Origin of the sequence: Streptantibioticus cattleyicolor NRRL 8057 = DSM 46488, assembly GCF_000240165.1 — a bacterium.
Lineage (GTDB): Bacteria > Actinomycetota > Actinomycetes > Streptomycetales > Streptomycetaceae > Streptantibioticus > Streptantibioticus cattleyicolor.
The window spans coordinates 2,971,003-2,983,799 of the sequence record NC_017586.1 but is presented as its reverse complement, the minus strand read 5'-3'; the positions used below and the strand labels follow the sequence as shown (position 1 = coordinate 2,983,799).

Sequence of the window (12,797 nt, the reverse complement as noted above, 5' to 3'; positions counted from 1 at the left end):
GCTGCCGCGTTCGGCCGGAGCGGGGGCACCCGGAGGGCCTACGGGGGGCGTGGCGTTCGGGTGGTGATCGGGGCGGGGCGGTTGGGTGGGCGGGGTGGGAGGGGATGGCTTGCACGCCGTCGTCGGGCGGTGGCGGGTCTGTCGTTGCTGCGGGGTGGTGGGTGTCTTTGGCGGCCTGGGTGTTCGGTGCGGTCGTGCTCGCGGTCGGCGTGGGCGGGACGGTCCTGCTCGCCCGGGCCGCGGCGGTCCGCTGGGCGGCCGAACGCGCCGGGCGGACCTACGAGTTGCCGGTCAACTACCGCGCCGCGGTGGTGCGTACCGCCGGAGCCGTGCTCGCCCTCACCGGGGCCGTCGCGGTCGCCCTCAACCTGCCGTACGGCCGCGCCACCCAGCCCCGTACCGTCATGGCCGCCGCGCCCCACCCCGCCCCGCCGGCCGGGCGTCCGGCGGCGCGGCCGGCGCGTCCGTCCGCCCCGCGCGAGGTGGCCCGCCCCGCCGGGGGCAGCCTGGCCGAACTCGCGGACGGCACCCGGGTCTGGCTGCCCCCGCAGTACGCCGGCCCCAACGCCCGCAAGGTGGCGTTCCCGCTGGTCGTGGCCTACCTGCCGGCCACCGCGCCGGAACGTGAGGAGCTGTACCCGGCGTTCGTCCGGCACACCGCGCGGGGGCTGGCCGACCCGTTCGTGGTGGTCGTACCGCGCGACTGCGGCGCCGATCCGGTGGCGGCGATGGACGAGGCCGCCCGGCGCTACCGCGTGGTGGCCGGCCGGGACGCCCGCGCGGTGCTGGGCGTGGGACCGTACGCGCCGTGCGCCCTGCGTGCCGCTCTCGCGCACCCCGACCGCTACCGGGCGGCCGTCGGCGTCTCGGGTACGTACGACGGCGGCGGCGCCGTCACCGTACCCACCGGTCCGGTACCGCCGGGCGGTCGGCCGCACGTGCTGCTGACCACCGCCGCCACGGAGCAACGGCAGCGCAGCGCGGCGATGCGGCTGCTCACCGCGTTGCGCCGGATCGGCGCCCGGGTGCGGTTCCTCGACCACGTGCTGCCGCAGCCCGGCGCCGGGAGTGCGCGGCGCCGGCAGCTGGCGCTGGTCTCCGGCTACCTCACCGAGGAGTTCGCGGCGCCGAAGGGGCCGGGCGGCCGGGTCCGTCCGGCACCGCCCGTCCGGAGGGTACCGGTGCGCCGCCCGCCGTCGGCCGGACGCGATCCGGTCCGCCGTCCGGCCGTGGCCGCGCACCCGCTGGACCGCAAGCCCCCGCACCCGCCGAAGCCGCCCGTCCCCGTCAAGCCGCCGGCGCGACCCAAGGCCCCGGCCGCGCCGAAGCCTCCCAAGCCACCGAAGGCCGCGAAGCCCGCGAGGCCCGTGAAGCCCCCGAAGGCCCCGAAGCCCGCGCACCGTCCCGTCGCCAGGCCGCCGGAGCCGGACGAGGACACCACCGGCTGACCAGCCCGTCCCGGCGAGGATCACTCGTAAGAGCTCGTAAGAGGACGAAAAGGCACGCAGGCCACCCGTCGCACGTCATGGTGTGGATACGCTCGCGGGACCCGACGGGAGGACTCCTTGCCACTCAACGACACCGCCCGCCCGCTCCGCACCCCGGGGATCGCGCTCGCCGTCGCCGGACTGCTGCTGGCCGGCTGCGCCTCGAACGGCTCCGGGCAGCACGACACCGGGTCCCGGGCGGAAACCGGCACCACCGCGCCGTCCCGTCCGGACCGGACCGCCTCGCTGGCCCCGCTGCCCGCCGCGATCCCGTCCGCGCTCACCCCGTACTACCAGCAGAAACTGAGCTGGCAAGGGTGTCAGCCGCAAGGCTTCGAGTGCGCCACGATGCGGGTGCCGCTGGACTACGGCCACCCCTCGGCCGGCGACATCCGGCTCGCCGTCTCCCGCAAGAAGGCCACCGGCCCGGGCGAACGCCTCGGTTCCCTGCTGGTCAACCCGGGCGGACCGGGCGGCTCGGCGATCGACTACCTCGCCGACGCCGCCGTCCGCTACCCCGCGCCGGTACGCGCCCAGTACGACATGGTCGCCGTCGACCCGCGCGGCGTGGCCCGCAGCGCCCCGGTCACCTGCCTGACCGACGCTGAGATGGACGCCTACACCCAGACCGACATCACCCCCGACTCCCCGACCGAGGAGGACGCCGTGGTCACCGCCGACCAGCGGTTCTCGGCCGGTTGCCGGCGACGTTCCGCCAAGCTGCTGCCGCACGTCAGCACCGTGGAGTCGGCGCGCGACATGGACGTACTGCGCGCCCTGCTCGGCGACGCGAAGCTCACCTACGTCGGCAAGTCCTACGGCACCTTCCTGGGCGCCACCTACGCCGGCCTCTTCCCGTCCCGGGTCGGCCGCATGGTGCTCGACGGCGCGATGGACCCGACGCTCACCGCGTTGGAGACCGGACGCCAGCAGGCGGCGGGCTTCGAGACCGCGTTCCAGGCGTTCGCCAAGGACTGCGTGGCCCACTCCGACTGCCCCATGGGCACCACCACCGAGGCCGCCGGCGCCTACATCGACCACTTCCTGAAGAACCTCGACGCCCACCCCCTCCCGGCCGGCAACCGCCGCCTCGTCGAAGCCCTCGGCACCACCGGCCTGACCGAGGCGATGTACTCCAAGGAGATGTGGCCGCTGCTGCGCGCCGCCCTGACCGCCGCCAACTCCGGTGACGGCACCCCCCTGCTCGCCCTCTCCGACCAGTACTACGAACGCGGCCCGAACGGTACGTACGCCAACCTCATGTACGCCAACACCGCCGTGAACTGCCTCGACCTGCCCGCCGCCACCAACGGCCCGGCCGCCGTCGAAGCCGCCCTGCCCTCCTTCCGCAAGGCGTCCCCGCACTTCGGCACCGGCTTCGCCTGGATGAGCCTGAGCTGCGCGTCCTGGCCGGTGAAGCCCACCGGACGCCCCGAGCGCATCGAGGCCAAGGGCGCCGCCCCGATCGTCGTCGTCGGCACCACCCGCGACCCCGCCACCCCGTACCCCTGGGCCCGCTCCCTCGCCGCCCAGCTCTCCTCCGGCCACCTGATCACCTACGACGGCGACGGCCACACCGCCTACGTCACCGGCAGCGACTGCGTCGACACCGCCGTCAACGTCTACCTCCTCACCGGCCGCCCCCCGCACCCCGACCTCCGCTGCACCTGACCCCACCCCCCGCCCCGCGTACGGACCACCCCGCCGACATGTGTAGACTTGGCGCCGTTGCGGTCCCCCTACGGGCCCGCAGCACGCCGCCTTAGCTCAGTCGGCCAGAGCGACGCACTCGTAATGCGTAGGTCTCGGGTTCGAATCCCGAAGGCGGCTCCGAGGAACCCCAGGTCGGCTACCCGCCGACCTGGGGTTTTGCGTTTTTCAAGATCAATACATGGCGATGGGCTAGCTCTTCTTGAGCAGCGTGATCGCCACCGGTGGACAACCGGTGGACACGCGTGCAGCGAGCGTGCAGAGCGGTGGACAAGCGGGTGGATGCCGTTGGGCGATGAGTGGAAGATCCCCGGGTCGCGTCCACGGTTCACCAAGGGCGCGTGGTCGAGGACGCTCTTGGGGGATTCCCACAAACGGGCGTGAGGCTCGCAATCGGAATGTCCCGGTCCGACGAGTCACAGCATTCAGCAGGTGGTCCAGTCTCAATTGAGCTGGGGCGTCTGGTGCTCGGTGCTGAGAGGGTTTGTCCAGGGTGCGGTGAATGCGGCGGTAAGTGAGACGGCGGCCAGGAGGCCGAGGAGGTGGGTGTAGCCGCCGAGAGGCACGGCGAGGACGGCTCCGGCGAAGGGTGCCAGGGCTGCCGCGGTGGTCGCCGGTGCGGCAAGGATTGCTGAGAGGTGTCCGTAGTGGCTGGTGCCCCACCGGTCGGTGATGGCGGTGGCCTGGAGGAGGGTGAGGTTGCCGCGGATCATGCCGGCTGCGATGGAGACGGCGACGATGAGGATGTACGGCCCTGGTACGAGGGCGAAGGCGGCGGTGGTGAGACCGCCGAAGGTGATGAGTGTGGTCGTGCGGGTTGTCACGGTGGTGTGGCGGGCGAGTGCGGCGTACAGGCTTCGGCCGAGGGTTTGTCCGGCGCCGCCGAGGCCGAGAACCCAGGCGGCCTGGCTGGTGGTGTAGCCGCGCTCTAGCAGGAGGGGCACGAGTGCGATGACGACGGCGTACATCGCGAACGCCGACAAGGTGAAGGCGGTGGCGAGCAGCCAGAACGGTCGGCTGCGTGTCACCCGCGCGGTCTGTGCTGCGGTCCGGTCCTGGGCGGGCGGGGCATCGGGCCAGGGGGCGCGCAGTGCCAGCGCGTGTGCTGGGATGGTGACGACGGCGAGGAGGGCGGCGAGCGCCAGGTAGGTGTGCCGCCAGGGCAGATGGTCGGCGAGGAGCGCGGTCAGGGGTGCGAAGACGGTGGAGGCGAGCCCGCCGGCGAGGGTGACGATCGTCAGGGCCCTCACGTGGTTGGGGGCGTGCCAGCGGGTGAGCGCGGCGAAGGCGGGCTGGTAGAACGTCGTGGCCATCGCGAGGCCGGCGATGGCCCAACCCAGGAAGAACGTGGGCAGGTTGGGTGCCAGGGCGATGGTCATCAGGCTGAGGGTGCCGAGGACGGAGCCGGTCGTCATGACCGTCCGGGGGCCGCGGTGGTCGAGGATCCGGCCGACGCGGATCCCGGCGAGGGCGGAGACGACCAGGCCGAGCGAGAAGGCGGCGGTAGTCGCTCCCGCCGGCCAGCCTGTCGCGACGGTGATCTGCGGATTGAGCACCGGAAAGGCGTAGTAGACGATGCCCCAGCTGGTGATCTGCGTCAGGCAGAGGGCGGGCAGGGCTGCGCGGGGCCGCGACCGGTCCCCCGATCCGGTCGCAACCCCGCCGACTTGAGTGCCGGGAATGGTCACGAGCCGCAGCAGCCGCCCGCCGGCCCCTCGGGGGCCGCAGGGACGGCGGCCGGGGCGCCGATCTGGACCAGCTGCGGCGCAGGCGCGCAGCAGCCCCCGCCGCTTTGGTCGGCCTCGGGGGCGTCGAAGAGTCCGGCGCCGCCGCAGACTCCGGTCTCGGGGAGGGTGAGTTCGACGTTGTCGGCGGATTCGAGGTCGCCGGAGATGGCGGCGGCGACGGAACGGACCTGCTCGTAGCCGGTCATGGCCAGGAACGTCGGGGCGCGGCCGTAGGACTTCATGCCGACCAGGTAGACGCCCTGCTCGGGGTGGGACAGTTCGCGGTGGCCATGGGGGTAGACGGTGCCGCAGGAGTGCTGGTTGGGGTCGATCAGCGGCGCGAGGGCGACCGGGGCCTGCAGGCGCTTGTCCAGGCCCAGGCGCACTTCGGACAGGAAGGCCAGGTCGGGGCGGAAGCCGGTCAGCACGATCACCTCGTCCACCGGCTTCAGACGGCGGCCGTCCTCGCCCACCAGCACCAGACGGCCCTCACCGTCGCGCTCGATGGCTTCCGTACGGAAGCCCGTGACGGCGTCGGCGTAGCCGTCGTCGACGGCGGCCTTCGCGGCCAGGCCGAGCGCGCCGCGGGCGGGCAGCTCATCGGCGGTGCCGCCGCCGAAGGTGGAGCCGGAGATGCCACGGCGCAGGATCCACACCGCCTTCGTCCCCGCGCCGTCGTCGGACTTCGCAAGGTCGGCGAGGTAGGCGAGGGCTGTGAAGGCGGATGCGCCCGAGCCGATCACGGCGGTGCGCTTGCCCGCGTACCGGGCGCGGACGGCCGAGTCCTTGAGGTCGGGGACGCGGTAGGTGATGCGGTCGGCCGCCGCCTTCTCGCCGAGCGCGGGCAAGCCGCTGCCACCCGCCGGGGACGGCGTGGTCCACGTGCCGGAGGCATCGATCACCGCGCGGGCGAAGATCCGCTCCTCGCGGCCGTCGGTGTGGGTGACGTGCACGACGAAAGGCTGAGTCTCGCGGTCGGCGTCGACGATCCGGTCGCGGCCGGCCCGCGAGACGCCGGTGACGGTGGCGCCGGTGCGGACGCGGTCGCCGAGGACGTCGGCGAGCGGCTGCAGGTACAGCTCGGCCCAGTCACCGCCGGACGGGTACGTCGCCGGGTCGGGATGCACCCAGCCGGTGGGGGCGAGGAGCTTCTCGGCGGCCGGGTCGACGACTTCGCCCCAGGTGGAGAACAGGCGCACGTGGCTCCACTCGCGGACCGCCGCGCCGGCTCGGTCGCCTGCCTCCAGGACCAGCGGCTCGATGCCACGCTCGGCCAGATGGGCGGCAGCCGAGAGCCCGGCGGGTCCGGCTCCGATGACGACGACGGGCAGCTCGCTGGTGGTGGGCGCGTTCACGGCGACTCCTCTTGTTTCGACGTGCGTCGATAGCTTGCGCCGCCAGCATTACACCTGATTCGATAAGCGTCAACATAGACATCTGTCGAATCTGGGGGTTTGGTCATGGAGTACGTCGATGTCGCGGTGATCGGGGGAGGGCAGTCCGGGCTGGCCGCCGCGCATGGCTTGCGTCAGCGGGGCCTTGCGCCGGTGATTCTTGAGGCGTCCGGGCGGGCGGCCGGCTCGTGGCCCCACTACTACGACAGCCTCACGCTGTTCTCGCCCGCCCGCTTCAGCGCGCTGCCGGGCCTGTCCTTCGGCGGCGACGGGGACCGCTACCCGCACCGCGATGAGGTCGTCGACTACCTCACTCGCTACGCGGAGCGCCTGGACGCCGAGATCCGCACCCATACCCGCGTCGAGACGGTGGAGGCCGAGGGTGCCGGCTTCGTGCTGCACACCGCCGACGGCCGCCGCCTGGGTGCGGCCGGGATCGTCGCGGCGAGCGGCGCCTTCGGCAATCCACTGCTGCCGGACCTGCCCGGCCAGCAGGGCTTCACCGGCGAGCTGCTGCACGTCGCCGACTACCGCAGCCCCGCACCGTACGCGGGCAGGCGGGTTGTGGTGGTGGGCGGCGGCAACTCCGCCGTCCAGGTCGGCCACGAGCTCGCGGCCGTGGCCACGGTGACCCTGGCCACCCGCGCCCCGCTGCGGTTCCTGCCGCAGATCCGTGACGGCAGGGACCTGCACCACTGGCTGACGAGCACAGGCTTCGACCATCTGCCGCCCGAGTGGCTGGTCCACTTCGTCGGCGGCACCCTCGTCCTCGACGCCGGCCGCTACCGCGCGGCCCTGGAGAGCGGACAGCTGGAGCGGCGCCCCATGTTCACCGCACTCGACGGCGACGCGGCCGTGTGGGCAGACGGGAGCCGCCAGACGATCGACGTGGTGCTGCTCGCGACCGGATACCGGCCCCACCTCGGCTACCTGGCCAAGCTCGGCGCCCTCGACGAACACGGCATGCCGCTGCACAGCGGCGGCATCTCCACCACCCATCCGGGACTGGTCTACCTCGGCCTGGAGTTCCAGCGGTCCTTCGCCTCCAACACGCTGCGAGGTGTCGGCCGGGATGCCGAGTACGTGATCGACGCGCTGAGCGTGTACGTCCGCAAGGCCCCGGCCGCAGCCGGACTGTGACGCCCGGCCGCTGACCGGCAGGGGTGGCCCGCAGATGTGAGCGGTGCCACCCCTCGCCCGCTGATTCGAAGCGTGTCAACATAGACGTATGTCGAATGCCAAGGTGCTGCCGCTAGTCGAGCCTCATGACGGCCAGGCTGTGGTGCCGTGCTGCCCGCCGTTGACGGAGCGCCCGATGACTGCCGGGGAGGCCGAGAAGGCCGCGCGGATGTTCAAGGCGCTCGGCGACCCGGTGCGGCTGCGGCTGTTCTCCGCCGTGGCCTCGCACGAGGGGGGCGAGGCGTGCGTGTGTGACATCTCCGACGTCGGCGTCTCCCAGCCGACCGTCTCCCACCACCTGAAGAAGCTCAAGGAAGCCGGGCTGCTGACCTCCGAGCGGCGCGGCACCTGGGTGTACTACCGGGTCGAGCCGTCCGTGCTCGCCGCCATGGGCCAGTTGCTGACCAACGCGTCGACCACTGTCTGACCGACGGCGGGAAGAGGGGAGCATGTCGGAACGCATCAGCGCGTCGAGTGCGGTGATGGTGCCGCTCACGGCCGAGCACGCCGAGCAGGTCCTGGCGATCTACCAGGCGGGCATCGATGAGGGCAACGCGACGTACGAGACGAAGGCGCCGACCTGGGCGGCGTTCAGCGCGGCCAAGCTGCCCGAGCACCGTTTCGTCGCTCTGGACGCGGACCGGGTGGTGCTCGGCTGGGTCGCCGCCACCAAGGTTTCCGACCGGTGCGCGTACGCCGGCGTGGTCGAGCACTCCGTCTACGTCCACCCCGACGCCCGGGGCCGCGGGATCGCCGCCATGCTGCTCAAGGCGCTCATCGATTCCACCGAGGCGGCTGGGATCTGGACCATCCAGTCCGGGATCTTCCCGGAGAACACCGCCAGCCTCGCCCTGCACCAGCGGGCGGGCTTCCGCGTCATCGGCACCCGGGAGCGTATCGGCCGCCACAACGGCGTGTGGCGCGACGTCGTGCTCGTCGAACGCCGCAGCCCGCACATCAGCTGAGGCCGGTCGCCTCGCCTACCGCCGGGCCGCCGACGGCCGGGCCTGCACTGACCCGGCCCGAGTTTGCTCGATCATCGAGGCTGAACTTCGGGGCCCGCCGCCCCCGCGGTCAAGGAGAAAGCAGGGACGCGATCTGTCGCGCGGCGTCCCGTGCTGGGCGTCCGACACCGATCAGGGTGGCCGAGGCGGGGCCGGTCCAGTCGCCGTAGCCGAGCAGGTGCAGCCGCGGTTCGTCCACGGCACGTGTGCCGGTGGTGGCGATGTGGCCGCGCCGGCCCCGGAGTTGGAGCGGCGCGAGGTGGGACAGGACCGGGCGGAACCCGGTGCACCAGATGATCGCGTCGGCCTCGGCGCGGGTGCCGTCCGCCCATTCGACGCCGCCGGGGATGAGGCGGGCGAACATGGGGGCGGCCTTGAGCAGCCCGCGGTCACGGGCTTCCCGTACGGGCGGGACGGCGACGATGTCGCCGAGCGAGGCCACGCCTCCCGTGTCGGTACGGCCCTCATCCACGGCACGGCGGCGGGCGGTGGCCGCGTCGAACAGGGCACGGCCGTCGATGTCGTCGGCCAAGAAGCGCGGCGGACGCAGGGTGGCCCAGGTCAACTCGGCGTCGTACGCGAGATCCGCGGCGATCTGGGCACCGGAGTTGCCGCCGCCGACCACGATGACGCGGCGGCCCGCGAAGTCCTGCGGGCGCCGGTATTCGACGGTGTGGAACTGCTCTCCGCCGAAGTGCCGTCGCCCGGGGACGGCAGGGAGGAAGGGCCGCCACCAGGTGCCGGTGGCACTGATCACGGCACGGGCATGCCAGCTGCCCGAGTCCGTCTCCACGCGCAGGAGTTCGCCGTCCCGGTGCACGCCGAGGACGCGCACGAGCCTCTCCACGGGCAGTTCGTACCGCTTCTCGTAGTCGCGCAGGTACGTCACCACGTGTCCGGCGTCCGGGTACTCCTCGCCTGGCTGCGGCGGCATGAGCCGCCCGGGGAGGGAGGAGAAGGCGGCCGGCGAGAACAGGTGCAGTGAGTCCCAGGTGTGCTGCCAGGCGCCGCCCGGCGTGGACTGGGCGTCGAGGATGACGAAGTCCACGCCGAGGCGGCGCAGGTGGTAGCCGGCGGCGAGCCCGGACTGGCCACCGCCGACGATCACCACCTGGGTGTGCCGGTCACCCGTCACGAGGTGCGGATGGCGTTGGCGGTCTGCGGGCAGCACGCCGCATGGGCGCGGTGGGCGGCGGCGCATGTGCCGCACAGCAGCCGCCGCACCGGTGGCTCGGTGGCCACCGGGCGGGAGACCGGCTTGGTGCAGGTCAGGAACTGCTGGGAGATCTCGGAGTGGACGGGGCAGACGGCGGCTCCGCACTGGGCGCAGACGCCGATGGCGGCGACCTGCGCCCCGAGGTCGGAGCAGTCCAGACAGTGCATCAGCCCTCCTGGGTGACCGGGGTCAGCTGCTGGGCGGCGCTGAACTTCCGCCGCCAGGCCAGCGACACGTAGACCAGCGCGACCAGCACCGGCACCTCGATGAGCGGGCCGACGACACCAGACAGGGCCTGGCCGGAGGTGACGCCGAAGGTGGCGATGGCGACTGCGATGGCCAGCTCGAAGTTGTTGCCGGCGGCGGTGAAGGCGAGCGTGGCGGTGCGGTCGTAGGCCAGGCCGATGACCTTGCCCAGGCCGAAGACGCCGAACCACATCACTGCGAAGTAGACCAGCAGCGGCAGCGCGATCCGGGCCACGTCCAGCGGCTGTGAGGTGATGGTCTTCCCCTGGAGAGCGAAGAGGATGACGATCGTGAACAGCAGGCCGTACAGCGCCCAGGGGCCGATCTTCGGCAGGAAGCCCGTTTCGTACTTCTCCCGGCCGAGCTTCTTCTCTCCGATGCGGCGGGTGAGGAATCCGGCGAGCAGCGGGATGCCGAGGAAGATGACGACGTTCAGGGCGATCTTCCACATGGAGATGTTCAGGTGCTGGCCGTTGCCGAGGCCGAGCCAGTTGGGCAGCAGGTCGAGGTAGAACCAGCCCAGCAGGCCGAAGGCGAGGACCTGGAAGACGGAGTTCAGGGCGACCAGGACGGCGGCTGCTTCGCGGTCGCCGCAGGCGAGGTCGTTCCAGATGATGACCATGGCGATGCAGCGCGCGAGTCCGACGATGATCAGGCCAGTGCGGTACTCGGGAAGGTCCGGCAGGAAGATCCACGCCAGGGCGAACATCACCGCGGGCCCGACGAGCCAGTTGATGACCAGCGAGGAGACCATCAGCTTCTTGTCGCCGGTGACGGCGTCGAGCTTGTCGTAGCGGACCTTGGCCAGGACCGGGTACATCATGATCAGCAGGCCGATGGCGATCGGCAGGGAGATGCCGCCGATCTCGACCTTGGCCAGGGCGTCGTTCAGGCCGGGGATGAGCCGGCCGAGCCCCAGGCCGACGGCCATGGCGGCGAGGATCCAGACGGCGAGGAATCGGTCGAGCGTCGACAGCTTCGCGACGACCGAGGTCTCCTCAGCGGTCGCGGCTGCTTCGGTGCGGGTCACGGGCAGGCCCTCTTGTTGTCGGCGGCATTGCGAGCGGACTCGGCCAGGTCGGCGAACTGACCGGCGAGCTGGGCGATGACGTCCGGGCGCACCTTGTAGTAGGTGTACCGGCCGCATGGCTCCGTCTCGACGATCCCGGCTTCGCGCAGCACTCTGAGGTGGTTGGAGAGGTTGGTCTGGCGGGCGCCGGTCTCCTCCACCAGGTGGGTGGTGCACAGCGTCTCTTTGGCGAGCAGGGTCACGATCTGGAGCCTGAGCGGGTCGGCCAGAACCCGGATCAGGTCAGTGTCGACTGACGTCATCATGGACTGATACTCTCACATCAGTGGTGGGTGACACCACCGGGTGCTGATGTCACCTGTGCCTGATTTCACGATGAGACAAGAGAGACCCCGATGGCCGAGAAGCCCTCCGTGCTGTTCGTCTGTGTCCACAACGCCGGCCGCTCGCAGATGGCCGCCGCGTGGCTGACCCACCTGGCCGGTGACCGTGTCGAGGTCCGCTCGGCGGGCTCCAACCCCGGCGCCGAGGTGAACCCGGCCGCTGTCGAGGCCATGCGGGAGGTCGGCATCGACATCTCCGCCGAGGCCCCCAAGATGCTGACCGTGGACGCTGTGAAGGAGTCGGACGTCTGCATCACCATGGGCTGCGGCGACACCTGCCCCGTCTTCCCCGGCAAGCGGTACCTGGACTGGCAGCTGGACGACCCGGCCGGTCAGGGCGTCGAGGCCGTCCGCCCGATCCGCGACGAGATCAAGACGCTGGTCGAGGGCCTGATCGAGGAGATCGCCCCGGAGAAGACCGCATGAGCGGCGAGGTACGCGAGGTCATCGTCATCGGCTCCGGTCCCGCCGGATACACCGCCGCCCTCTACACCGCCCGCGCCGAACTGAAGCCGCTCGTCTTCGGCGGCGCCATCTTCGTCGGCGGCTCACTGACCACGACGACCGAGGTCGAGAACTTCCCCGGCTTCCCCGACGGCATCGACGGCCCAGACCTCATGACCAACATGCGGGCCCAGGCCGAACGCTTCGGCGCCGAGATCGTCGAGGACGACATCGTCTCCGTCGACCTCGCCGGCGAGATCAAGGAAGTCACCGACACCGCAGGCACGGTCCACCGTGCCAAGGCCGTGATCGTGGCCACCGGCTCCGGCTACCGCAAGCTCGGCCTGCCGAACGAGGACGCGCTGTCCGGCCGGGGCGTCTCCTGGTGCGCGACCTGCGACGGCTTCTTCTTCCGCGACCGTGACATCGTCGTGGTCGGCGGCGGCGACACCGCCATGGAAGAGGCCACCTTCCTCACCCGCTTCGCCCGCTCGGTCACCGTCGTCCACCGCCGCTCCACCCTGCGCGCATCCCAGGTCATGCAGAACCGCGCCTTCGCAGACGACAAGATCTCCTTCGCCTTCGACAGCGAGATAGCGCAGATCAAGGAGACAGGCGGCATGCTCGCCGGAGTCGTGCTCCGTGACGTCATCTCCGGCGACACCCGCGACCTGGACGTGACCGGCCTGTTCATCGCGATCGGCCACGACCCGCGCACCGAGTTGTTCAAGGGCCAGCTGGATCTGGATGAGGACGGCTACCTCAAGGTCGACTCACCCTCCACCCGCACGAACATCCCCGGCGTCTTCGCCGCCGGCGACGTCGTCGACCACACCTACCGCCAGGCCATCACCGCTGCGGCCAGCGGCTGCCAGGCCGCCCTGGACGCCGAGCGGCACCTCGCCGCGCTGAGCGACGTCCCTGCCGGCCAGGCCGAGGGCGAGCCGGTCGCGGCCGCCGTCTGAACCTCGTAGGAG

The 12,797-nt window shown here is 71.8% G+C and carries 13 protein-coding genes and 1 tRNA gene; 8 read left to right on the top strand and 6 right to left on the bottom strand.

Features of this window, described 5'->3' with window-relative positions; all coding sequences use genetic code 11:
• The first annotated feature begins 194 nt into the window (after nt 1–194).
• The 3 genes from SCATT_RS13350 (at nt 195) to SCATT_RS13340 (ending at nt 3,317) form a co-directional block, all read left to right on the top strand.
• The gene (locus tag SCATT_RS13350) at nt 195–1,448 is read left to right on the top strand and encodes a hypothetical protein (RefSeq protein ID WP_231905083.1); all 1,254 of its coding nucleotides are present in this window, start codon (nt 195–197) and stop codon (nt 1,446–1,448) included.
• A 117-nt stretch (nt 1,449–1,565) separates the two neighbouring features.
• Entirely contained in the window at nt 1,566–3,158 is a 1,593-nt protein-coding gene (locus SCATT_RS13345; RefSeq protein ID WP_014143590.1) for an alpha/beta hydrolase, read from the top strand.
• A gap of 85 nt (nt 3,159–3,243) precedes the next feature.
• Nucleotides 3,244–3,317, top strand: a tRNA-Thr gene (locus SCATT_RS13340).
• A gap of 323 nt (nt 3,318–3,640) precedes the next feature.
• Here the strand turns inward: SCATT_RS13340 and SCATT_RS13335 are convergent.
• Together SCATT_RS13335 and SCATT_RS13330 are read right to left on the bottom strand one after the other, a co-directional pair.
• Nucleotides 3,641–4,885, bottom strand: coding sequence for an MFS transporter (locus SCATT_RS13335; protein ID WP_014143589.1), 1,245 nt, complete (start codon nt 4,883–4,885; stop codon nt 3,641–3,643).
• Complete coding sequence (locus tag SCATT_RS13330) at nt 4,882–6,279, bottom strand: FAD-dependent oxidoreductase (protein WP_014143588.1); 1,398 nt, start codon at nt 6,277–6,279, stop codon at nt 4,882–4,884. Before SCATT_RS13330 ends, SCATT_RS13335 begins: the two co-directional genes overlap by 4 nt.
• A 105-nt stretch (nt 6,280–6,384) precedes the next feature.
• Between SCATT_RS13330 and SCATT_RS13325 the strand changes: the two genes are divergently transcribed.
• The 3 genes from SCATT_RS13325 (at nt 6,385) to SCATT_RS13315 (ending at nt 8,462) form a co-directional block, all read left to right on the top strand.
• Nucleotides 6,385–7,458, top strand: coding sequence for a flavin-containing monooxygenase (locus SCATT_RS13325; protein WP_014143587.1), 1,074 nt, complete (start codon nt 6,385–6,387; stop codon nt 7,456–7,458).
• A gap of 88 nt (nt 7,459–7,546) precedes the next feature.
• Nucleotides 7,547–7,924 (top strand): ArsR/SmtB family transcription factor, encoded by a 378-nt coding sequence (locus SCATT_RS13320; RefSeq protein WP_041824698.1) that lies wholly within the window; start codon nt 7,547–7,549, stop codon nt 7,922–7,924.
• A gap of 22 nt (nt 7,925–7,946) precedes the next feature.
• Nucleotides 7,947–8,462, top strand: coding sequence for a GNAT family N-acetyltransferase (locus SCATT_RS13315; protein ID WP_014143585.1), 516 nt, complete (start codon nt 7,947–7,949; stop codon nt 8,460–8,462).
• A gap of 109 nt (nt 8,463–8,571) precedes the next feature.
• On the opposite strand, the gene SCATT_RS13310 is transcribed toward SCATT_RS13315, so the two are convergent.
• From SCATT_RS13310 to SCATT_RS13295, 4 genes are read right to left on the bottom strand one after another with little or no spacing between them, the layout of a single operon-like run.
• Entirely contained in the window at nt 8,572–9,636 is a 1,065-nt protein-coding gene (locus tag SCATT_RS13310; protein WP_014628019.1) for an ArsO family NAD(P)H-dependent flavin-containing monooxygenase, read from the bottom strand.
• Nucleotides 9,633–9,884: a DUF2180 family protein gene (locus SCATT_RS13305; RefSeq protein ID WP_014143583.1), complete on the bottom strand. Its 252-nt coding sequence runs from the start codon at nt 9,882–9,884 to the stop codon at nt 9,633–9,635. The genes SCATT_RS13310 and SCATT_RS13305 overlap by 4 nt, the downstream gene beginning before the upstream one ends.
• On the bottom strand, nt 9,884–10,993 hold the full coding sequence (gene arsB, locus SCATT_RS13300; RefSeq protein ID WP_014143582.1) for an ACR3 family arsenite efflux transporter: 1,110 nt from the start codon (nt 10,991–10,993) through the stop codon (nt 9,884–9,886). Before arsB ends, SCATT_RS13305 begins: the two co-directional genes overlap by 1 nt.
• A complete protein-coding gene (locus SCATT_RS13295; RefSeq protein ID WP_014143581.1) occupies nt 10,990–11,298 on the bottom strand; it encodes an ArsR/SmtB family transcription factor in 309 nt (102 codons plus the stop codon). The genes arsB and SCATT_RS13295 overlap by 4 nt, the downstream gene beginning before the upstream one ends.
• Nucleotides 11,299–11,388: 90 nt before the next feature.
• Between SCATT_RS13295 and SCATT_RS13290 the strand changes: the two genes are divergently transcribed.
• Both SCATT_RS13290 and trxB read left to right on the top strand, forming a co-directional pair.
• The gene (locus tag SCATT_RS13290; protein ID WP_014143580.1) at nt 11,389–11,802 is read left to right on the top strand and encodes an arsenate reductase ArsC; all 414 of its coding nucleotides are present in this window, start codon (nt 11,389–11,391) and stop codon (nt 11,800–11,802) included.
• A complete protein-coding gene (gene trxB, locus SCATT_RS13285) occupies nt 11,799–12,785 on the top strand; it encodes a thioredoxin-disulfide reductase (protein ID WP_014143579.1) in 987 nt (328 codons plus the stop codon). Before SCATT_RS13290 ends, trxB begins: the two co-directional genes overlap by 4 nt.
• Nucleotides 12,786–12,797: the final 12 nt, after the last annotated feature.

Bases quoted from the DNA above. Each gene is read 5' to 3' on its own strand.
- SCATT_RS13325 (WP_014143587.1), top strand. From the start codon at position 6,385: ATGGAGTACGTCGATGTCGCGGTGATCGGGGGAGGGCAGTCCGGGCTG.
- SCATT_RS13320 (WP_041824698.1), top strand. From the start codon at position 7,547: ATGTCGAATGCCAAGGTGCTGCCGCTAGTCGAGCCTCATGACGGCCAG.
- SCATT_RS13315 (WP_014143585.1), top strand. From the start codon at position 7,947: ATGTCGGAACGCATCAGCGCGTCGAGTGCGGTGATGGTGCCGCTCACG.
- SCATT_RS13305 (WP_014143583.1), bottom strand. From the start codon at position 9,884: ATGCACTGTCTGGACTGCTCCGACCTCGGGGCGCAGGTCGCCGCCATC.
- SCATT_RS13295 (WP_014143581.1), bottom strand. From the start codon at position 11,298: ATGATGACGTCAGTCGACACTGACCTGATCCGGGTTCTGGCCGACCCG.
- SCATT_RS13290 (WP_014143580.1), top strand. From the start codon at position 11,389: ATGGCCGAGAAGCCCTCCGTGCTGTTCGTCTGTGTCCACAACGCCGGC.
- trxB (WP_014143579.1), top strand. From the start codon at position 11,799: ATGAGCGGCGAGGTACGCGAGGTCATCGTCATCGGCTCCGGTCCCGCC.